This window comes from Streptomyces sp. UC4497 (genome assembly GCF_054871485.1).
In genome coordinates, this window is the sequence record NZ_JBTYHB010000021.1 from 1 (window position 1) to 21,193 (window position 21,193).

A 21,193-nucleotide genomic window follows, 5' to 3' on the forward strand; every position below is an offset into this window, starting at 1 on the left:
AGTAATTCGTGATTCGGTTGGCGGGAAGGACCTATAGTGGTCGCATGGAGGAGCAGACGACGTCGCACACCGGGTGGACGTTCTTGACCAACCACGCCCGGGTACTGGCAGCCATCGCCGACAACCGCCAGGTCCGCATCCGCGACCTGGCCGCGCACTGCCGCCTGACCGAGCGCGCGGTGCAGCGGATCATCACGGATCTCGAAGAGGCCGGGTACCTCTCGCATGTGCGCGAGGGCCGCAGCAACGTCTACGAGATCGACCCTGCGAAGATCCTGCGGCACCCGGCCGAGGCGGACGTGAGCGTCGCCTCCTTGCTGGCACTGCTCGCGCGCGACGAAGCCGATCGCACCAACCCCGCGCTGCGCCTGTCCTGAACCGCGCTCCCGCCGCGCCTCGCGGGCTTCAACCGGCTCGAGTTGGTCGGGCAATGCCCCCTGCACAAAGCCCGGCGACCCCTGCGCAAAGCCTGGCGCCTTCAAGGCGCACCTGTTAGCTTCCCCTCCCATCGATCATACATTCAGTCACGACGTGTATGAATGGAGGGATCATGCGGGGAACGACGGCCGTGGTGCTCGGCGGCAGCATCGCGGGGCTTTGTGCCGCGGGAGTGCTCGCGAACCATTTCGACAAGGTGATCGTCCTGGAGCGGGACCAACTCCCGCCGGACGCCGAGCACCGACGCGGCGTACCGCAGAGCAAGCACCCGCACTTCCTGCTCAACTCCGGGCGCCGCGCGATCGGTGAGATCTTCCCCGGCTTCGAGGACGCGCTGATCGCCGCGGGCGGGATGCTCCTGATGCCGTCGCTGGACGCGGCGTACTGCGAGAACGACGGCTATGCAGCGCGCAAGTCCAGTTCGATGACGATGGTCTACAGCTCCCGCGTGCTCATCGAGCGGGTCCTGCGCGACAAGGCCCGCGAACTCCCGGCCATCGAGATCCGCGAGGGCGTGACCGTCACCGGACTGCGTACCAGCGACGGCGGCACAACGTCCGGACGCGTGGAGGGAGTTGACCTCCGCACGGACGAGGGCCCGGGCTCGCTGTCCGCCGACCTCGTCGTCGACGCGCTGGGGCGTGGCTCCTCCGTCGCGGACTGGCTGAGCGGGGCGGGGTGGCCGGCGGCCGAGGAGAAGACCCTCGACGCCAAGGTCACCTACACCTCCCGGTGGTACGACCTGCCGCCCGCCGGCCAGCGTCCCGCGTCGTGGTGGTGGAAGCACCTGGTCGTCACCCCGACCCAGGACACCGGCGACCACCCCGAGGAGCACGAGTTCCTCAGCAACTTCTTCCCGATCGAGGGCGATCGGGCCATCGTGTGCATGGGTGCGTGGGGCCTGCGGATGCCGCGCGAGGTCGACGCGTTCGAGGCCGCGGCGGACCGTGTGCGGGCGGCGTCCTTCGGGCGGGCGATGCACGGCTGCACACCCACCTCCGAGGTGCACCTGACCCGCTCGACCGGCAACAAGTGGCGCCGCTTCGATCTGCTGGACCGGCCGCCCCTCGGCCTGGTGAGTGTCGGTGACTCGATCTGCGCGTTCAATCCGTTCTACGCCCAGGGTATGAGCTCGGCGGCCCGCTCCGCGCTCATCCTGGCCGAGCTGCTGCGCGCCCGCGACACCCTCGACGCCGCCTTCTTCCGCGAGTTCCTCGCGCGGCAGAAGAAGTCGCTCGACGTGCCCTGGATGCTCGCGATGGCCCGCGACCAGGCCTACGACTTCGCGACCGGCACCGAAGTCGTCCCCGCCTGGCGCCGCAGGATCGCCGCCCGCATGAGCTGGCCGGTCTTCAACGCGATCACCGCCACGAGCCGCGAGGACGACTACGTGGAGCGAACGTTCACCGCCGTCTTCAACCTCGACAAGTCGCTGCGGGAGATGGCCACCGACCCACGGTTCTGGCTCCGTATCGCGCGCCACAAAGTGCGCGAGCTGTTCGGGCGCACGGTCGTGCCGCACGGTTTCGACGACCAACAGGACCCGCCCGGCACCGACTTCACCGGCATCACCAAGGCCAACGCCCGGACCTACGAGAACCGCTCGCCCGCCACCGAATCCGACCTCGTCAACGACTGAGACAGCACCGCCTGGAGGAGTGACGAATGGGCTACTCATGCGACTCCGCGGCCGAGCGCCTCGCGGAAGGGCTCGGCTTCTCCTGCCATGACGCGGCTCCGGTCGTGGACTTCCGCAACCCGTTCGGCCTGGAGAGCGGCACCATGCCGTTCCTGGAACTGCTCGTCGTCGGCGGGGCGGTGTTCGCCTTCGTCCACGCGTGGCGGCGGTGGCGCCGCGACGGCGACCCGGTCAACATCTCGCTGTGGTTCGCCTCGGTCGTCTACCTGGCGGTGATCGAGCCACCGCTCTACTTCCCGAGCTGGTTCGGGCTCCAGGAGCACGTCGGCTTCATCTTCTCCCACAACGTGTTCACCGTGCAGTTCATGTACGACCGACTGCCGCTGTACATCGTGGCGTTCTATCCGGCGCTGTCGCAGCTCGCCTACGAACTGGTCCGCGTCCTCGGCGTGTTCGCCCGGCGCGGCCCGCTGGCCGGTTCGCTGGCCGTCGCGTTCGTCTGCCAGGTGTTCTACGAGATCTTCGATCAGCTCGGACCGCAGCTGAAGTGGTGGGCCTGGAACCCCGGCAACAAGATGATCAACGAGCCGGCGCTCGCATCCGTCCCGATGAACAGCATGTTCCTGTTCGCCTCGGTGTCCTTCGGCGCGATGACCTACCTCGTCGTACGGATGGTCGGCGCACGGGACGGACGACCCACACCCACCGGCCGCCAAACAGCTCTGCGCACCGTCGCCGCCGGTGTGCTGACACCACTGGCGATGGGCATCGCCGGCATCCCCAGTAACCTCTTCCGGGGCGGGGACCAACTCGGCATCCAGCGAGCCGTTCTCGGCGTCGAGATCGCCCTGGTCTGGATCGTGGGCCTCTACCTGCTCGCGGACGTGTGGCGTGCGCGCCGTTCGCAGCCGATGCCGGTCCCGGTCGAGTCCCCACTGTTCGCCCGCGTCTATCCGGCCCTGTACCTCGCCGTCCATGTCGTGCTCTGGCTGGTCGCGTTGCCCGCCTACCTCGATGCGTCCGGCGGCGTCACCGAGCAGGGCACCCCGGTCGGCAGCCTCTGGTACGCCGTCCTGTGCGTCCTCGCCGCGACCGGCCTGGTCGTGGCCGCACTCCGCGCGACCAGGCCCCAACGGACCCTGGAGCCTGTGCGATCCTGAGGCCATGGGGCACCACGGCTGGGGAGGCCGACCTCCCGCATCGGACGCGGAGGCACGGCAGCGGATCATCGACGCGACGGCCCGCTGCGTCGACCGGCACGGCGTCACGAAGACGACCCTGTCCGACGTCGCCGGCGAACTCGGCGTCACCCGCCAGACCGTGTACCGCCACTTCGGCCGCCTCAGCGACATCATCGCCGAGGTCGCGGCCCAGGGCGCCGAGTCGTTCGTCGACCTGATGATCACGCACCTGCAAGGCATCACCGACCCGGCCGAAGCCGTGGTCGAGGGCATGATCTTCTGCGTACGGACCATCCCCACCGAGCCGCGCCTGAGCCTCCTGCTGCAACTCGGCGACACCACCGCCTTCGGCCGCGGCGCCACCACCAGTGACACCATCGTCTACGGCGCCAAGATGCTGCAGCGCTTCCCCGTCGACTGGTCCGCCGCGGGCATCGCCGAGGAGGACCTCGACGGCCTCGCCGAGATGATCATGCGCCTTCTGACGTCGCTGCTCCAGCACCCCGGCGAGTCGCCACAGGACGAGCCCCGGCTCCGCGCCCTCCTCAACCGCTGGCTGGCACCGGCGCTGTCCTGACGGAAGTGTTCAGGGACGTGTTCGCGGCCGGCCCGCCGCCCCGCTCACCGGCTTGAGCGATCGCCCGTGTCCGGCGAAACGGGGCGGCCGTTACCCGGGCAGGGTGCGCCGTCGTGGTGCGCCCTGGCGTGCCCAGCGCCCTCTTCGAACTGTTGGAGCTCTCAATGCGTGGATCCTCGCTTCGGTCTGCGGTCGGTGCCGCCGCTCTCGCCGCAGGCGCCCTGGTGTCCCTCGCGACCCCCTCTTCGGCCGCCGACAGCGCCTCGCCCCTCACCGGGAACGACACAAGCACCTGCGCCGAGTCCGCCGCCGCCCTGCCGTCGGTGGTGAGCGACGGAAGCCTGGCAGGCGTGTGCGATGTCATGGACCAGTGAGTCGGCCCGGCCCTCGACACCCCCTCCACGTCCGCCCACTGAGACGGAACTTGACCCGCGGACACCGATGCGGAACATTTCCCTAGTAATCCAGTAGGAATTGCAGGCAAGGAGGGAGGGGCCCGTGCATCCGCTCGACCTGCCATGCTCCGCTCCGGCGACGGGATCCGCCTCGGAGTACCCGCGCCCGGCGAGCCCCTCCCCTTCCTGCACATCCGGCACATTCAGCACAGGCGCGCTACTCGTCGCCCGTCGGCACATCGACCTCTGCCACTGCGCCAGCGCCTGCTGTCGGCACTGACGCCGCCCCTTTGCTACTTGCCCCCTGCTCCACGTTCTGTGAGGTCCTCACCCCGCCATGTCCACACTCACCTTCCACTGGTTCCTGCCCACCACCGGAGACAGCCGCCACGTCGTCGGAGGCGGTCACGGCTCGACCCCCGGCACCGCGGGGGGCGACCGTCCGGCGTCCGTGGAGTACCTGGGCCAGATCGCCCGTACCGCCGAACAGCTCGGCTTCGAGGGGGCGTTGACGCCCACCGGCGCGTGGTGCGAGGACGCGTGGCTGACCACGGCGATGCTGACGCAGGTCACCGAGCGGCTGAAGTTCCTCGTCGCCTTCCGGCCCGGCCAGATCTCCCCCACGCTCTCCGCCCAGATGGCCGCCACCTATCAACGGCAGTCCCACGGACGCCTGTTGCTGAACGTGGTGACCGGCGGCGAGAGCGCCGAGCAGCGCGCCTACGGGGACTTCCTCGACAAGGACCAGCGGTACGCACGGACCGGCGAGTTCCTCGACATCGTGCGCCGCCTGTGGGACGGGCAGACGGTCGACCACCACGGCGAGCACCTCCGCGTGGAGGGCGCCCGCCTGAACCGGCTGCCGGACCCGGTGCCCAGCGTCTACTTCGGCGGGTCCTCCCCCGCGGCCCTGGACGTCGCCGCCGCGCACACGGACACGTACCTGACCTGGGGCGAGCCGCCGGCGGCCGTCGCCGAGAAGATCGCCGAGGTCCGCAGGCGGGCCGAACTCCTGGGCCGTACGGTCCGGTTCGGCATCCGGCTGCACGTCATCGCCCGCGACACCTCCGCGCAGGCCTGGGCGGAGGCCGAGCGGCTACTCCAGGGCATGGACCCGGAACGCATCGCCGCCGTCCAGCGCGGCCTCGCGACCTCCGAGTCCGAGGGCCAGAAGCGGATGCGCGCGCTGCACGGCAGCGGCACCAGTTCCGACCTGGAGATCTACCCCAACCTGTGGGCCGGCGTCGGCCTGGTGCGCGGCGGCGCCGGCACCGCCCTGGTCGGCAGTCACACGGAGGTCGCCGACCGTATCGAGGAGTACCACCGGCTGGGGATCGACGAGTTCGTGCTCTCGGGCGTGCCGCACCTGGAGGAGGCGTACTGGTTCGGCGAGGGCGTCCTGCCGCTGCTGGAGCGCCGCGGTGTGTGGCACCACCCGGCCGCACCGGCCCCCGTAGAGCCCGGCACCGTGGCGTTCGCGGGCGTGTGAGCGCGGCATGAACACGGACACGGACACACCACTGACGCACGCCCAGGACACGGGCACGGAGAGCAGCACCACGTCGGGACGCAAGCTGCGCACCGTCGTCCTGTCCAGCCTGCTGGGCACCACCGTCGAGTGGTACGACTTCTTCCTCTACAGCACGGCCGCGAGCCTCGTCTTCGGGAAGCTGTTCTTCCCGGAGACGAACGGCACCGTCGGCACCATGCTCGCCTTCGCCACGTTCGCGGTGGGTTTCGTCGCCCGTCCGCTCGGCGGCCTGCTCTTCGGACACATCGGCGACCGCGTGGGCCGCAAGCGCACTCTCGCCTTCACCATGGGCCTGATGGGTGTCTCGACCGCGCTGATCGGCCTCCTGCCCACGTACGAACAGGTGGGCGCGCTCGCCCCCGTACTGCTGCTGGTCCTGCGTGTCGCGCAAGGTGTGGCGCTCGGCGGCGAGTGGGCCGGAGCCGTGCTGCTGGCGGTGGAGCACGGGCCGGAGGGCCGCAAGGGCCGGTTCGGCAGCTACCCGCAGATCGGTCTGGCGCTCGGACTCGCCCTCGGCACGGGGGTGTTCGCGCTCCTGAGCAACGTACTGAGCGACGACGCGTTCCTCGGCTACGGGTGGCGGGTCGCGTTCCTGGCCAGCCTCGTCCTGGTGGCGGTCGGGCTGACCGTACGTCTGAAGATCGACGAGACGCCCGCCTTCCGCGCCGTGCTCGGCCGGACGACGGGCCCCCGGGCCGTCCCCCTGGTGGAGGTGGTGCGCGAGCCACTGACGCGCCGTCACCTGCTCCTCGGCATGGTGGCCCGCTGGGGCGAGGGCGTGGCCTTCAACACCTGGGGCGTCTTCGCGCTGACGTATGCGACCGGGACGCTGCAACTGCCGCGCACCTCAGTGCTGTTGACGGTGACCGGTGCGTCGCTGGTGATGGCGGTACTGGTCCCGGTGTCGGGGCGGCTGGTGGACCGGTTCGGCGCACGGCGCACCTACATGACGGGCATGGCCGCGTTCGGGGTGTCGGTCTTCCCCGCCTTCCTGTTGTTCCAGACGGGCGGCGTGCTGGGCTTCGCCGTGGCGCTCGTGCTCGCCCTGGGCATCGTGCACGCCTGCTTCTACGGGGCGCAGGGCACGCTGTTCGCCGCGCTGTTCCCGGTGCACGTGCGCTACACGGGCATGTCGGCGGTCTACCAGGTGTCGGGCATCTTCGCGTCCGGCATCACACCGCTCCTGGTCACCGCGTTCCTCGCACTCGGATCCGGCACCCCGTGGCTGGCCTGCGGCTACCTCGTCCTGTCGGCGGCGGGCAGCGTCTGGGCGACGTCCCGGCTGCGCGAGAAGGACCTGTTCGTACGGACCGGCCGGGCGCCCGACGGTGAGTCGGACGCGCGGTCCGGGGAGCCTGTGCCTGCGTGAACATGGCTTGGCAAGGAAGAGGGCGGCAGCTCAGTTGCCGTGGGTGATCAGGCTGCCATCGGTGCAGTGTTCGAAGTGGCCCGAGTGGTCGCCCACGGAGTCGCCGAGCACGGGGGCGACGGCGACTTCCTGGAGGCAGGCGGCTGCGGAGCCGGCGTTCCAGTCGTCCGAGACACCGACTCCGGAGCCGAGGTTGCTGCCGTTCACGGCGTGGGCAGGTGCGGCGAGTCCGGTCATGGCGAGGGCGAGACCGGCGACGCTGATGATCTTCTTCATGCCGGGCAAACGACGCGGCGTGGCGGATGGGTGCGGGGCGGCGTGAGGTATCACCTGCCCGGGCGGACCGCGCGGCGAGAAACTGAACGACGGCGACGATCAGGCACAGCGGGACGGTTTTGGCCGCATACATCCGCGCGCCTGCCAATGAGGCGTTTCACCCGTGCGTCAGCGCTGCTCGGACGCCGCTGACGCCGGGGGCAGCGCCGTGGTCCGGGTGAGGGCCGCGGGGTGCGGGCCGTTGCGGCGGGCCAGGGACTCGCGGGCGGCCTCGCGGGGGTGGCGGCGGCGCCAGTACGGGTTGTCGTGCGGCAGCTTGGCCGACACCCGGCCGTACATCCCGAAGGAGGCCACGAGCAGACCCATCACGAAGCTGAAGACGACGTTCGTCATGCCGAAGTCCAGGACGTTGGCGGGGCGGTCCAGGACGAAGAGGTGGAAAAAGCCGCTCAGGACGAACAGGGCGCCGACCGTCATGTTGAGGGTGGACGCGACGTTGCCGCCGATCACCGCGCCGCCGATGAGCACGAGGCCCACGACGACCGAGATCAGGCTGAGCACGCCGTTGGTGGACATGCCGGCGATCTGCGTGCCGTCTGTGTCGAAAGGGCTGAGCTGGTCGGCGAAGCCGAGGCAGCCGAAGACCAGCAGGATGACCCCGCACAGCCCGGCGCCGTAGCGGTAGACCCGGGCCAGCCGGTGGTCGACGGGGAGTTCCTCACTGAGCCTCATGACGTGTCCTCTCCTGTGTCGAACGCGCCCCTCCCACGACGAAGCCGATACTCCGTCCGCTGGTGCCCCTACTTCACCGGGGGGAGGCCGAACGGTTGCAGTGAGCCCCAAAAGGGGACATTCGACGCGTTGGGGCATCCGGCTCGCCACCGTCACGCGAAGCATCTGTGGCATCCCGGCACGAGCCGTCCGGGAGCGCGAGCGACGAGAGGCACGGCCATGACAGTCCCCCACTGGCTCTTCGGTGACCAGCTCGGTCCGCACCACCTCAGCGGTCTCGGCGATGTGCCCGTGGTGATGATCGAGTCCCGTTCGGTGTTCCGGCGCCGCCGTTTCCACCGGGCCAAGGCGCACCTGGTGCTGTCCGCGATGCGGCACCGCGCCGCGGAGCTCGGCGACCGGGTGCGGTACGTGCGGGCCGAGACGTACCGGGAGGGGCTGCGCGAGGCGGTGCCGGACGGCGCCGAGGTGACGGTGAGTCACCCGACCTCGTACGCGGCGCTGCGCCTTGTGAAGTCGCTGGACACGGTGCGGGTGCTGCCCGCGCGCGGCTTCCTCGTGCCGCACGCGGACTTCCGGGCCTGGGCGGACGGGCTGGGCGGACACCAGCTGCGGCAGGAGGACTTCTACCGGTGGGTGCGACGCTCGCACGAACTGCTGATGGACGGCGACCGGCCGGCCGGCGGACGCTGGAACCACGACCACGACAACCGCGAGGCCCCGCCGAAGGGAGCGCGCACGCTGGGTGCCCCGGCGCCCTACCAGCCGCGCGAGGACGAGATCGACGAGGAGGTGCGCCGCGACCTGGACCGCTGGGAGCGCGAGGGCGCGGTCCGGTTCGTGGGCAGGGACGGGCCGCGCCGCTTCCCGGCCTCGCGGCGGGAGGCGCTGGCCGCGCTGCGCCGGTTCGTCGAGTTCCGGCTGGCCGGGTTCGGACCGCACGAGGACGCGATGCTGGCCCGGGACCCGGTGATGAGCCACAGCCTGCTGTCGTCCTCGCTCAACCTCGGCCTGCTGGACCCGGCGGAGTGCGTGGAGCGCGCCGAGGACGCCTGGCGGGCGGGAGACGCCCCCGTCAACAGCGTGGAGGGCTTCGTCCGGCAGGTCGCCGGATGGCGCGAGTACGTGTGGCAGCTGTACTGGTACTTCGGCGAGGACTACCGCCACCGCAACGCGCTGCGCCACCACGAGCCGCTGCCCGAGTGGTTCCTGGAGCTGGACGCCGACGCCGTACGGGCACGCTGTCTGGCCACGGCGCTCGCGCAGGTACGGGACACCGGCTGGACCCACCACATCCCGCGGCTGATGCTGCTGGGCAGTCACGCGCTCCAGCGGGGCTGGGACCCGGAGGCGGTGACGGACTGGTTCCACCGCTGCTTCGTGGACGGCTACGACTGGGTGATGGTGCCCAATGTCGTCGGCATGTCCCAGTACGCCGACGGCGGCCGCATGACGACCAAGCCGTACACGTCCGGAGGTGCCTACGTGCACCGGATGAGCGACCTGTGCACGGGGTGCGCCTACCGGCCCGGGGAGCGCACGGGCGAGCGGGCCTGCCCGTTCACCGCCGGGTACTGGGCGTTCCTGCACCGCCACCGGGCGCGGCTCGAACACAATCCGCGCATGGCACAGCCCGTTCGCGGCCTGGACCGGCTGGCGGACCTGGAGGAGCTGCTGCGCGGCGAACGGGAGCGCGGCGACGGTCCTCCGTGATCGCGCCCCCTCCGAGCCCGGACGTCACGCGGGCCCCGGCGGCGCGGCCGGGTCAGCGCCGCAGGTCCTGCAGCACCTCGCGGGCGGCCCGGGCGCCGGAGGCCAGCGCGCCCTGGACCGAGCCGGTGGCCCGGTGGTCGCCGCACACGTAGCGGCCCGGCGTCACGCGCGTGGTCCGGGTCAGCGGCTGCGGCGGTGTCATGGCGGGCAGCGCGTCCTCCACGGTGCGGTGGGTCAGCAGGTCCCAGCCGTCACAGCCGGTGCCGTACGCCTCTCCGGCGGCCTCCCGCACCGCCCGTTCACGGCCCTGCGTGTCCCGGCCGAGCACCGAGGTGGCGACGAGCGTGTGGCCGGGCGGCGCGTACTCGGGCACGACGTCGCTGAGCACACACGTGTTGAGGAAGCGGCGTTCGGTGTCGACGAGCAGGGTCGGTTCGCCGAGCGGGGAGCGCGGGGCGACGTGGTAGTACGTCGTCACCACGCGGGAGCCGGGCGTGGTGACCTGCGGCAGCAGCCCCGGGACTGCGCCCGGGCCGGTGGCGACCACGATCGCCCGCGCGCGGATCTCCTCGCCACCGGTGGTGAGCACGCCTGCGTCGGTGAGTTCGGCGACGGGGGTCTCCAGCCGTACGGCGTACGGCGGCAGGGCCCCCGCGAGGGCCCGCGGCAGCGCGCCGACCCCCGTGGCCGGCAGGCACAGTGTGCCGCGCAGCATGCTCCGCCACACCAGGTGGAACACCCGGGCGGATGTCTCGAGCTCGTCCTCCAGGAACACCCCCGACAGGAACGGGCGGAAGAACCGCTCCACGAGGTCCTCCGAGATCCCGGCGGCCGCGAGCGCGGTACGTGTGGTGGTGTCGGCGGACCGCTTGAGCAGCCGGGCGGGCGCCAGCATGTCGCGGGCGGACAGCGCGCCGAGCGCGGCGAGGTCGCGGGGGCCGGCGAGGCGGCCCGGCAGCAGGTCGGGCACCGTACGCGGGCGGCGGGTGGGGTCGCTGAAGCGGAGCCGGCCGCCGGGGGCGTGGATCAGGACACCGGGGGTGAAGGGCCGCAGGCGCAGGCCCCGCAGCGACACTCTGCGCCGGACCTGCGGGTAGGAGGTGTTGCAGACCTGGAAGCCGCGGTCCACGACGAAGCCGTCGACCCGGTCCGCGCGCATCCGGCCGCCCACCTCGTCCGCGGCCTCCAGGACCTGGGCGTCGACGCCGGCCGACAGCAGGTCCCGGGCGCAGGCGAGCCCGGCGACGCCGGCCCCGACCACGAGCACCTCGGCGCCGTCCCTGGCCGCGGACGTGCGAGGTCCCAGGGGCTTGCCAGTGGCGGACATGCGATCACCTCTTCCGTCCGTCGGCGTGGCCGGTCGGCCTGTTCCCTGTGTTCGGCGGAAGGTGGGCCGACGGATGCGGTGTCATCCGGGAGGGGCTGGGAGTTTGAAGACAGGCCCTCGCGTCAGCGTGCGCGCAGCGCGGTCACCGCGTCGCTGAGGCTGTGCGGGTACGCGGCGCCCGTGACCGCCGCGCCCCGCCAGCCGGGGCCGCCGAGCTGGACCAACGGTTTCTGGCGCGCGCCCTTGAGGCCCCAGCTGACGCGCAGGAGGTGCTCGGCGAGCGAGGCGCCGGCCGTGGAGCGTGTCTGGGACCAGAGCATCACCGCCGCGGGACCGGTTCGGTGCACCGCTTCGGCCAGAGCGTCGGCGGGGACGGCCGCTCCGAGCATCCGTACCGGGCGCCCCTCGACGGTGAGAGCGGCGTGCATCGCCTCAAGGGGCAGCGTGTGCTGTTCGCCGGGAGTGCAGGCCAGCAGGACGGGAGCGCCTGTACGGCGGATCGGTCGACGGTCAAGGAAGGGGACACAGCGCAGCGCCGTGGACACATGCCAGGACAGGAAGTGCTCGACCTCGACGTAACGGTCACCCCCGGACTCCCACTTGCGGCCGACCGCGTTCAGCGTCGGCATCATGAGCTCTTCCCAGGTGGCGACGACACCGTGGTCGCGCAGGAAGCCGTGGAGGCGGTCCTCGACGGTGTCGGCGTCGAGGCGCGCGGCCGCGCGGGCGAGTCCGCGGCACTCGGGGCGCGCCACACCGAGGGCGAGGCCCGCGTGCTCAGCGGCAGCCGGATCGGTGACATCGCCGTCGCCGTCGAGCGGGGGTGACTGCACTGGGCCCGCGCCGCTCTTGACGAGCCGCGCGGCCTCGCCGGGCGGCACACCCTGCGCGGTCAGCCGGCACATGTCCTCCAGCATCGCGACGTCGTCCGGGGACCACCGCCGGTGGCGGCCCTCGCTCCTGCGGGCCGGTCCCAGTCCGTAGCGCCGGTCCCAGGAACGCAGGGTGGTGGGTGACACACCGAGGCGCCGGGCCACGGTTCCGGACGTGAGACCGGCGCCGTCGGCCGCGCCGTCCGGGGCACCCGCCAACTCGTCGTACGCCTGCTGATCCATGTACGCACCATATCGATGCAAGAGCAGTGCACCACCGCACCGCCTGGGGTTGTCGTTTTGCCCGCGCACGCGCGCATCCAACCGGCCCACCGGCGCGGAAGAAGAGTTGCAAGCCGCCGGACCGTACCGCGCCCCGTCCCACCCTCTCCCGCCCCCACGCCCGACGAAAGCGCGAGGTACGCCATGTCCACGCCACCCGGGGACCGGCACCCACCGACCGAGGACCTCGCCCTCGTGGCGCTGGACGAACAGGTCCTGGACACCTTGGACACGGACCACGTCCTCGGCTGCCCCGCCTGTCTCCTGACCCTCGGCCTCATGGTGCGGGTGGCGCGGGCCGCCCGGTCGGGGCCCGCCCGGCCCGCCGCGCCGCCGACGTCGACGTGGCAGGAGATCCGTCGCAGGTTGTGAGGCCCGGCCGACGGCCTGACCAGCGGCCCAGCGGCGGACCGAGCAGCGACCGACCCACATATCGATGCAACTTCGCTGCAAGTCGAACCCGCCCTCTTTCGTCGGAACAGTGAGGGCCGGCAGCCGACGGCGAAAGGACCGGGCCATGTCTGTCCTACTGACCATGACGAAGGCGGAAGCACCGGGGGCGGGGATCCTGTCGGCACGGGGCGGCCCTTCGGACGAGGAGCCGGACGGCGAGACACCGGTCGACGACGAGACACCGGTCGACGACGAGCAGCCCGACGAGGAGATCGCCGCCGAACTGCTGCGCGGGAACGAGGCAGGCCTCGAAGCCGCCTACCGCCGCTGGGCGACGCTGGTGCACACCCTCGCCTACCGCTCGCTCGGTGACGCCCGCGAGGCCGAGGACGTGACCCAGCAGGTCTTCCTCGCGGCCTGGCGCGGCCGACGGAACTTCGATCCCCGGCGCGGTCAGCTCGCCGGCTGGCTCGTCGGCATCACCCGCCGCAAGGTGGCCGACGCGCTCAGCGCGCGCACCCGGCGCACCGAACTGATCGACGCCGCCGGGAAGTTGCTCGCGGTCCACCACCCGGTGCAGGAGCGCGACGTCCAGCGCGTACTCGACCAGGTCGTCGTCACCCACGCACTGGCTCAGCTGCCCGCGCCGCAGCGCCGCGTCCTGGAGCTCACCTTCTACGACGACCTGACGCAGACTCAGATCGCCGAACTCACGGGATGGCCGCTGGGCACCGTCAAGAGCCACGCCCGCCGGGGGATGCTCCGCATGCGGGACCAGCTCATGGCGACGACGGGCGCGTGAGCCCCTCCGAGACGATCACGGCAAGACGGTGCCGCGGCCGGAATCACGACCGGCCGCGGACCGCCACCACACATGGTCGCTACGACGTGCCGGACACCTTCAGACCGCGTATCCGACCGGCGTTGTCGAACGAACCGAAGCCCACGCGCCCGTCACCGGGTCGCGTGCTCACGGCCGTCATCAAGGGGTAGTGCGAACCGTCCATGTAGACGGCCGTCTCCCCCGTGTCGCCGCATCGCACCACCCGGACCTGGTGCCAGGCCGCGTCGCTGATCGCGGGAGGAGCGCCGGTGGTGCCGTCCCACTGGTCCTCCACCCGGAGGCGGTCGGCGTCGTCCACCGTGAAGACGCCGTTGTGCGGGTAGATGGAGTTGTCCTGGGACAGATGCGCGTAGCCGAACCGGGTGTCCGACTCGTGTCCGAAGACGACGACCACGTCCCGGTTGTCGATGTCGGTCGGCGTATCGATGCGGACCTGGGCGTCGATCCGCACATTGCGGTACGTGGGGCCTGCGGTCAGCACCGCGTACTCGTAGGGGCGGCGCGGTCCGGGCCGTTCGGCGCCCTGCTCGGTCATCACTGCCTCGCCGTCCTTGAACTGCCACTTGGACGGGGTGACGGGCTTCCAGTTCTCCGCGCCCATCACATCGGTGAGGGTGGTCCCGTCGGTGTCGCAGCTCGCGAACCTGCGGGTTCCCGTCACCTTCCAGATCTTGCCGTTGGCCTTGGAGAGGATGTACAGCTCGCCGTCGGCGTCCTGTCCGAAGCGCAGGTCGACGCGCTTGTCTCCGGTCAGCTCCTGCATGGAGACGCGCTTGCCGGACTTCGCGTCGTAGACCATCAGGCTGTGCAGCTGTGCCAGCCGCTGTTCGGTGCCCGGCTTCGCGCGCCGCATGTCGCTCTCGTCCGTGTAGAGCAGACGGCCGTCGACGATGTCACCGAAGATGTACGTGCCCTGGAGGCCGTGCAGATCGTGGCCGCGGTAGACGTAGCCGCCCGAGATGCCGCGGCCCACGTCGGACTTGCAGTCCCAGTCGGCCGGCGGGTCGTGGTCGTAGGCGGCGACCGGATAGGTGTAGCCGTACTTGGCGTCGTCGGCGGGGAGCGGGAGGATCTTGGCGCAGGGGTCGGTGGCCTTCTTGTCGAAGACGAAGGCGCCCTCGCGTTCGCTCCAGCCGTAGTTGTCGCCGGACCTGACCTCGTAGACGGACTCGATGGCGTGCTCGCCGACGTGGGACAGGAACATGCGGTGGCTGCCGCGCGTGTCCCAGCTGAAGCGGTGCGGGTCGCGCATGCCGATCGCGTAGATCTCGCCGAGGGTGCCCGATTGGTTCACGAACGGGTTGGCGGAGGGGATGCCGTACTGGCCGTTCGCGCTGTCGTGGCCGCGCGGGTCGATGCGCAGGAGCTTGCCGTGCGGGAGGGCGCGGTTTTGCGGGTCGCCGGTGCTGTTGCCCTTTCCGCCGTCGCCGACCGCGATGTAGAGCAGCCCGTAGTCCGCGTCGCCGGGCTTCGCGGTCGGGTTGAAGTCGATCTGCTGGACGCCGTGGACCTGGCCGTTGAAGCCGATGCGGAGCAGTTCGCGGTGGGTACCGGAGAACGTGGGGGCGCTCGGGTCGTCGGCGGTCCACTCAGTGACGATGCCGTGGAACCCGTTCCCGCTGGGCTGGTTGAAGTCCGGCTTGGCGTCGGTCAGTTCGGGCTTCTCGGTGTGGACCGTGTAGAAGCGGCCGTTGTGCCGGAAGTCCGGGTCGAAGGTGACGTAGCCGAATCCGGTGCCCAGGCCCCGGCTGGCGTAGAAGGCGGACGAGAACTCCTTGTACAGGTCCAGGTAGAGGTGCTGCCCGGAGCCGTCCTTGTTCAGGGAGTACATGCTGCCGTTCTGGTCCGCGACGGCCAGCCGGCCGGAACCGCCCGGGAACGGGGTCAGGTAGTTGATCCGGTTGTAGCGGATGAGACGGTCGTCCTCGACCGGGCCCGGGCGCGGCTCGGACTTGGGGAGCCGGGCGAACTCCTCGACCTCGAGGCCGAGGCCGGAGGTGACGGGTTTGCCGGGGATGGGGTCCGTGATGGCGCTCGCCCCGGTGTCGGCGGTCGGTTCGGCCGCGCCCGCCGGTGCCACGGCGAGTGTCGCGGCGAGCAGGGCGACGGTGAGGATCTGGATCAGGAGGGGTCTTTTACGGGGCCGGACGTGCGGGGCCGACGGGGACAAGGGGGCTCCCTTCGTACGCTTCGTACGGTGTGTGCAGGAGACGAGATCTGGACGGGCGCTCAGGATCCGGGGTGCCCGCCGGTGCGGCGGTACTCGGCCCGCACCTGGCCGGCCGTGGCGGCGCGGTCCAGGAACAGCAGGTCGTCCATGCGGCAGTTGCACGGGTTGGCCTCGCGGGTGTTCTGCGGAAAGCTCCCGCCGATCTTGATGCCGCGCGGATCGGTCGGCGAGGCGAGATCGGGTTCCGGGTCTCCGGCGAGCGCCCACGGGTCGTCGTCGCGTACGTAACTGCCGGGCAGGGCACGGCCGTTGCGGTACAGCGCCATGTCGCCGGTGTCGAAGTCGAAGGTCGCGGCCAGGTGGACCCACTGGCCGTCCGGCAGGTGCTGCCGCCAGTCGCCGTCCGCGGCGAAGGTCTGGGACGCGGAACCGTCCACGCGGCGGCCGAGGGCGACCAGTCGCAACTCTCCGTCGACGTCGATGAGTTCAAGGAGGGCGCGGACGTCGTGGCCGTTGGAGTCGCCGGTCAGGACGCCGGCGAGGCCGATGGCGTTGTAGAGGTCGGAGGGGTCGGCCGTTCCCGAATTGGGGCTCGGATTCTGCCCGGTGGTGCGGAACCAGCCCATCACGGTGGCCTGGCGGGTCCCGTTGAGGGCGTGCATCGAGGCAGCGCCGTCCGGGTCGTACACGCCGGACTTCCAGTCGTCGTTGCCGGCCGCGCCCGGCTGCACCTGCCGGGTCTGCAGGACGTGGCCGCGGCGCGGATCGACGTCGTCGCGCACGCGCATCGCCGCACCGCCGTTGACGAGCGACAAGGTGGTGCCGGACGGCCCCACGTCGCGTTCGCGCCCGGCGTCCGCGGGGTCCGGATGCTCGAAGTCGTAGCCCGCGACCAGGCTTCCGCCGAGGCCGGACCCGGTGACCGCGGGGCGGGCATCCGGCGCGGATGCGGCCCCGGGCGGGGTGATGAACGCGGTGGCGAGCAGGGCGGCCCCGGCCGCCATCGCGGTGGGCCACAACCCCGGCCGCAGAGGTCTGCGTCGGCGTGACGGCACTGCGGTTCCAGGCGTCATGTCCCCTCCCGAGGGCAGGCGTTGAAAGCGCTTCCTGTCATGTCTGGTGCAACGTACAAAGATCAGGCGCGGGCGACAAGAGATCTGACAACGATGTCGAAATTCCTCCCAGCGAGCCCAGCCGGCTACCCGACCGCCCACCCCGGCCACCCTCCTTCCGTCACTTCCTGAAGGCTCAACCACCCCTTGTATGGCCTTAGTTGGACTTACCGCACCCCGCTCTCCGTGGACTTCTGCCGCAACCCTTGACGCCTCATTCACCAACCTGAAGCATGCGTCGCTCAGGGAGCGCTCCCACAACCCCCCATCGTTCATTTCATGAACCAGGAGAGCCGCTGTGACCCAGCCGTCCCGTCCTCCGTCTCCATCGCGCCGTGGTCTGCTCGCCGCGGGCGTCGCCGCCGCGGCACTGCCCGCGCTCGGCAGCGCGGCGGCGTCCGCCGCCACCACGAAGAAGTCCGCCAAGCCGGCGAAGCCCGGCAAGAAGCTGGCCGCCGGTGGTGACCTCGGGCCGAACGTCATCGTGTTCGACCCGTCCACGCCCGGCATCCAGGCCAAGGTCGACGAGATCTTCAAGCAGCAGGAGTCCGCCCAGTTCGGCACCGGCCGCTACGCCCTGCTGTTCAAGCCCGGCACCTACAACGGGCTCAACGCCCAACTCGGCTTCTACACCTCGATCATGGGCCTCGGCCTCTCCCCCGACGACACCACCATCAACGGCGACGTCACGGTGGACGCGGGGTGGTTCAACGGAAACGCCACGCAGAACTTCTGGCGCAGCGCCGAGAACCTGGCGCTCGTGCCGGTGAACGGGACGAACCGGTGGGCGGTCGCCCAGGCCGCCCCGTTTCGCCGGATGCACGTCCGCGGCGGCCTCAACCTCTCGCCGGACGGCTACGGTTGGGCCAGCGGAGGCTACATAGCCGACACCCGCATCGACGGCACCGTCGGCCCGTACTCGCAGCAGCAGTGGTACACCCGCGACTCCTCGGTCGGCGGATGGCAGAACGCCGTCTGGAACATGGTGTTCTCCGGCGTCGAGGGCGCGCCCGCGCAGAGCTTCCCCGACCCGCCGTACACCACGCTCGACACCACACCGGTCTCCCGCGAGAAGCCCTTCCTGTACCTGGACGGCGCGGACTACAAGGTGTTCCTGCCGGAGAAGCGCACGAACGCCCGAGGCACGACCTGGGGCAACGGCACCCCGCGCGGCACCTCACTCCCACTGAGCCAGTTCTACGTCGCTCAGCCCGGCGCCAGTGCGAGCACCCTCAACGCCGCCCTCGACCAGGGCCTCAACCTCCTTCTCACGCCCGGCATTTACCACCTGGACGCCCCGATCCAGGTGAACCGGGCGGGCACCGTCGTCCTCGGTCTCGGCTACGCGACGCTCATCCCCGACGGCGGGGCGACGGCCGTGAAGGTGGCCGACGTCGACGGGGTGCGTCTTGCCGGGTTCCTGGTGGACGCCGGGACCGTCAACTCCTCCACCCTGGTGGAGATCGGGCCGAAGGGAGCGTCCGCCGACCACTCCGGCGACCCGATCACCGTGCAGGACGTGTTCGTACGGATCGGTGGTGCAGGGGCGGGCAAGGCCACCACCAGCCTGGTCGTCAACGCCCGGCACACCATCGTCGACCACACCTGGATCTGGCGCGCCGACCACGGCGACGGGGTCGGCTGGGACACCAACCGCGCCGACTACGGACTCGTCGTCAACGGCGACGACGTCCTGGCCACGGGCCTGTTCGTGGAGCACTTCAACAAGTACGACGTGCAGTGGTTCGGGCAGCGCGGCCGCACCATCTTCTTCCAGAACGAGAAGGCCTACGACGCCCCCAACCAGGCCGCGATCCAGGACGGCACAACGAAGGGCTTCGCCGCCTACAAGGTCGACAACTCCGTGACGGATCACGAGGGTTGGGGCCTGGGTTCGTACTGCTTCTTCAACGTCGACCCGACGATCCGCCAGGACCGCGGCTTCACCGCGCCGAACACACCGGGCGTGAAGTTCCACGACCTGCTCGTCGTGTCGCTGGGCGGCAAGGGCCAGTACGAACACGTCATCAACGACACCGGAGCCGCCACCTCGGGCGACACCACGGTGCCGTCGACGGTGACCTCCTACCCGTAACCCCGCACGCACGTCCGCGAGTTGCACCCCTGCACCGGGCTCCGCTCCATGCATCGAGGAGCGGAGCCTCCTCGCAGGGGCGGAGGGGACGGTCCGGCGTCCTGCCCCCTCCCTGGCGTCACCGTGTCACAGTGCCCGTCACCTCCAGAACCCGCACATCCCACGCTCCCAGCGCGATGGCATCCCCGCCCTCGTGGACGTCACCCGTCAGCACGTCGCGTACCGCTTCCGGCACGCTGAACGACTGCGGCTCCCAAGACCAGTTGTGCAGGAAGCGGACCCGGCGGCCGTCGTGGGTGGTCGCGGACGTGTTCGTGACGCTGGGGGCCTCGGGGCGCCAGGCCGTCGCGGGCTCGCGTACGGCCCAGCCGAACAGGGCGCGCCCCAGCGCCGGGTCCGGGACCGTGCCGACGTACGTGATGCGGCCAGAACCGTGCGCGCGCGTGGTGATCGCCGGCCAGCGCCCGAAGTGCGGGTGCTCGTACGAGGCCAGGGCCTGCGCGTCCGTCGGCGTCAGGCCGTCCGCCCAGTGCAGCGCTTGCGCGCCACCCTCCAGGGGGAAGTCGTCCGTGCCGTGGACCGTGAGGGGTGCGGACAGGTTGCTGAATTCGTCGTAGGTCACTCCGGCGGCCTCCGCCAGGCGCGCGGGCTGGGCGTCCGTGCGGGCGCGGGCCTCCTCGTCGGCGTACGCCGTGCGCGGGCCGATGATGAGGTGCCCGCCTTGCTCGGCGTACGCGGTGAGGAAGTCGAGGGTGGCGTCGTCGGCCGCGTAGTAGGCGGGCGCGACAAGCACCGACGGCAACCCGGTCCCTGTCTCCGCCAGTTGACCGGGGTGCAGCACCCTTGCCTGGAGTCCCGCGTCGAAAGCGCCGCGGTAGAAGGCGTCGAAGATGGTCTGGTACGAGTTCGGGTCCGCTCCTCCATCCGGCCGGGCGAGCGCGGGCTGCGCCTGGAGTGCCCACTTGCTGGGGCCCGCGTAGAGGAAGGCGACGTCCGCGTCGGGGGTGAGGCCCGCCGCCAGATCGCCTGCCGTCTCCAACTCGGCCCCGAGCGTGGCGAGTTCGCGGTAGACGCGACCGGGGCGGCCGTTGTGGGGCAGGATGCCGCCCCAGTACGTCTCCGTACCGAAGTGCAGCGTGTGCCAGTGCCAGTACTCGATCATCGAGGCGCCGCGCGAGATCAGCGCCCATGCCGCCTGCCGCCACTGCCCGTCGTACGCCGGGCGGTTGTGCCAACTGCCGCCGATGGCCTGGGCGTTGGTTTCCGTGACGAGGAAGGGTTTCTGGCGCGAGGAGTACATACGGTCGGCGCTGCGGTACAGGGCCCAGGTGCCGGAGGTGGTCCAGCCCTGCGGGGACTGCGGGCCCTCGGGGTGGGCGAGGCCGTCCTGCATCGCGTAGTAGGGGTTGCCCGCGGTGACGTCGAGGCGGCGCGTCAGTCGATCGTCCTCGATGCCGGGGCGTTCGTAGGAGATGCACGTCGTGACGAACTGGTCGTCGCGCGCGTACTCGCGCACGATGTCCGCCTGCCAGCCGATGAACTCGGTGGTGAGGTCGGCCTGGAAGCGACGCCAGGCCAGGTCGTACTGGGGCTGCGCGTTGTTGTCCGGGGTCCACAGGTCCGCCCAGGTGGCAAGCCGGTGCGACCAGTAGACCAGGCCCCATTCGCGGTTCAGGGTCTCCACGTCGCCGTACTGCGCGCGCAGCCGGTCGGTGAACTGCTGGAAGACACCGTGGTTGTGGAGGAGTTCGTTGCCGGGTTCGTTGTCGACCTGGAAGCCGATGACGGCCGGGTGGGAGGCGTACCGTTCGGTGATTTTGCGGATGACGCGCTCGGCGTGGAAGCGGAACGCGGGGTGGGTGAAGTCGACTTCCTGGCGGGCGCCCCAGCCGATCCGCTGCCCCGTCTTCCGCTCCCCCGCGATCTCCGGGTAGAGGCGGGCGAGCCACGGCGGTACGGCGTACGTGGGGGTGCCGAGGACGACGGAGATGCCGCGCTCGTGCGCACCGTCCAGGACGGGCTGGAGCCAGTCGAGGTCGAAGCGTCCGTTGTCGGGTTCCCAGGTCGACCAGACCGACTCGCCGACCCGGATGACGGTGAAGTGTGCCTCGGCCATCTGGTCGAGGTCGTCCTTGAGCCGGTCGTGGGGCTGGTACTCGTGGTAGTAGGCGGCGCCGAACAGGACCCGGTTGGGGAGGTTGAACATGCTTCTCCTATACGTGAGTTGAGGTGGGTCGGCGGGTGCCG

18 protein-coding genes are annotated in these 21,193 nt (G+C 70.9%); 11 read left to right on the top strand and 7 right to left on the bottom strand.

Annotated features, from left to right (window positions below; translation table 11 throughout):
* Nucleotides 1-44 precede the first annotated feature (44 nt).
* The 7 genes from ACYSUO_RS26200 to ACYSUO_RS26230 all read left to right on the top strand — a co-directional run bounded on the left by ACYSUO_RS26200 (nt 45) and on the right by ACYSUO_RS26230 (nt 7,130).
* The gene (locus ACYSUO_RS26200; protein WP_461778689.1) at nt 45-377 is read left to right on the top strand and encodes a helix-turn-helix transcriptional regulator; all 333 of its coding nucleotides are present in this window, start codon (nt 45-47) and stop codon (nt 375-377) included.
* A 173-nt stretch (nt 378-550) separates the two neighbouring features.
* Nucleotides 551-2,077, top strand: coding sequence for an FAD-dependent oxidoreductase (locus ACYSUO_RS26205; protein ID WP_461778690.1), 1,527 nt, complete (start codon nt 551-553; stop codon nt 2,075-2,077).
* A gap of 26 nt (nt 2,078-2,103) precedes the next feature.
* The gene (locus tag ACYSUO_RS26210) at nt 2,104-3,237 is read left to right on the top strand and encodes a hypothetical protein (RefSeq protein ID WP_461778691.1); all 1,134 of its coding nucleotides are present in this window, start codon (nt 2,104-2,106) and stop codon (nt 3,235-3,237) included.
* Between the two features lie 4 nt (nt 3,238-3,241).
* Nucleotides 3,242-3,835 (top strand): TetR/AcrR family transcriptional regulator, encoded by a 594-nt coding sequence (locus tag ACYSUO_RS26215; protein ID WP_461778692.1) that lies wholly within the window; start codon nt 3,242-3,244, stop codon nt 3,833-3,835.
* Between the two features lie 164 nt (nt 3,836-3,999).
* Nucleotides 4,000-4,209 carry a hypothetical protein gene (locus ACYSUO_RS26220; protein ID WP_461778693.1) on the top strand — a complete coding sequence of 70 codons (210 nt, stop codon included), beginning with the start codon at nt 4,000-4,002 and terminating at the stop codon, nt 4,207-4,209.
* A 358-nt stretch (nt 4,210-4,567) separates the two neighbouring features.
* Nucleotides 4,568-5,719: an LLM class flavin-dependent oxidoreductase gene (locus tag ACYSUO_RS26225; RefSeq protein WP_461778694.1), complete on the top strand. Its 1,152-nt coding sequence runs from the start codon at nt 4,568-4,570 to the stop codon at nt 5,717-5,719.
* Nucleotides 5,720-5,726: 7 nt separating this feature from the next.
* Nucleotides 5,727-7,130 carry an MFS transporter gene (locus tag ACYSUO_RS26230; protein ID WP_461778695.1) on the top strand — a complete coding sequence of 468 codons (1,404 nt, stop codon included), beginning with the start codon at nt 5,727-5,729 and terminating at the stop codon, nt 7,128-7,130.
* 30 nt (nt 7,131-7,160) lie between these two features.
* Here the strand turns inward: ACYSUO_RS26230 and ACYSUO_RS26235 are convergent, their stop codons facing one another.
* Nucleotides 7,161-7,406 (bottom strand): hypothetical protein, encoded by a 246-nt coding sequence (locus tag ACYSUO_RS26235; RefSeq protein WP_461778696.1) that lies wholly within the window; start codon nt 7,404-7,406, stop codon nt 7,161-7,163.
* A gap of 168 nt (nt 7,407-7,574) precedes the next feature.
* Nucleotides 7,575-8,138, bottom strand: coding sequence for a DUF4383 domain-containing protein (locus ACYSUO_RS26240; RefSeq protein ID WP_461778697.1), 564 nt, complete (start codon nt 8,136-8,138; stop codon nt 7,575-7,577).
* 219 nt (nt 8,139-8,357) lie between these two features.
* Between ACYSUO_RS26240 and ACYSUO_RS26245 the strand changes: the two genes are divergently transcribed.
* Nucleotides 8,358-9,851, top strand: coding sequence for a cryptochrome/photolyase family protein (locus tag ACYSUO_RS26245; RefSeq protein WP_461778698.1), 1,494 nt, complete (start codon nt 8,358-8,360; stop codon nt 9,849-9,851).
* 52 nt (nt 9,852-9,903) lie between these two features.
* Here ACYSUO_RS26245 and ACYSUO_RS26250 read toward each other — a convergent pair whose 3' ends face one another.
* Nucleotides 9,904-11,178 carry an NAD(P)/FAD-dependent oxidoreductase gene (locus ACYSUO_RS26250; RefSeq protein ID WP_461778699.1) on the bottom strand — a complete coding sequence of 425 codons (1,275 nt, stop codon included), beginning with the start codon at nt 11,176-11,178 and terminating at the stop codon, nt 9,904-9,906.
* 122 nt (nt 11,179-11,300) lie between these two features.
* A complete protein-coding gene (locus ACYSUO_RS26255) occupies nt 11,301-12,293 on the bottom strand; it encodes a MerR family transcriptional regulator (RefSeq protein ID WP_461778700.1) in 993 nt (330 codons plus the stop codon).
* A 183-nt stretch (nt 12,294-12,476) separates the two neighbouring features.
* Between ACYSUO_RS26255 and ACYSUO_RS26260 the strand changes: the two genes are divergently transcribed.
* Nucleotides 12,477-12,704 (top strand): hypothetical protein, encoded by a 228-nt coding sequence (locus tag ACYSUO_RS26260; RefSeq protein WP_461778701.1) that lies wholly within the window; start codon nt 12,477-12,479, stop codon nt 12,702-12,704.
* 145 nt (nt 12,705-12,849) lie between these two features.
* Complete coding sequence (locus ACYSUO_RS26265) at nt 12,850-13,527, top strand: sigma-70 family RNA polymerase sigma factor (protein WP_461778702.1); 678 nt, start codon at nt 12,850-12,852, stop codon at nt 13,525-13,527.
* Between the two features lie 79 nt (nt 13,528-13,606).
* On the opposite strand, the gene ACYSUO_RS26270 is transcribed toward ACYSUO_RS26265, so the two are convergent.
* A complete protein-coding gene (locus ACYSUO_RS26270; RefSeq protein WP_461778703.1) occupies nt 13,607-15,739 on the bottom strand; it encodes a PQQ-dependent sugar dehydrogenase in 2,133 nt (710 codons plus the stop codon).
* 59 nt (nt 15,740-15,798) lie between these two features.
* Nucleotides 15,799-16,812, bottom strand: coding sequence for a LamG-like jellyroll fold domain-containing protein (locus ACYSUO_RS26275; protein ID WP_461778704.1), 1,014 nt, complete (start codon nt 16,810-16,812; stop codon nt 15,799-15,801).
* A gap of 337 nt (nt 16,813-17,149) precedes the next feature.
* Here ACYSUO_RS26275 and ACYSUO_RS26280 point away from each other — a divergent pair, with 337 nt between their 5' ends.
* Nucleotides 17,150-18,946: a coagulation factor 5/8 type domain-containing protein gene (locus tag ACYSUO_RS26280; RefSeq protein WP_461778705.1), complete on the top strand. Its 1,797-nt coding sequence runs from the start codon at nt 17,150-17,152 to the stop codon at nt 18,944-18,946.
* A 118-nt stretch (nt 18,947-19,064) separates the two neighbouring features.
* Here ACYSUO_RS26280 and ACYSUO_RS26285 read toward each other — a convergent pair whose 3' ends face one another.
* Entirely contained in the window at nt 19,065-21,152 is a 2,088-nt protein-coding gene (locus tag ACYSUO_RS26285; protein ID WP_461778706.1) for a beta-galactosidase, read from the bottom strand.
* Between the last annotated feature and the right edge of the window lie 41 nt (nt 21,153-21,193).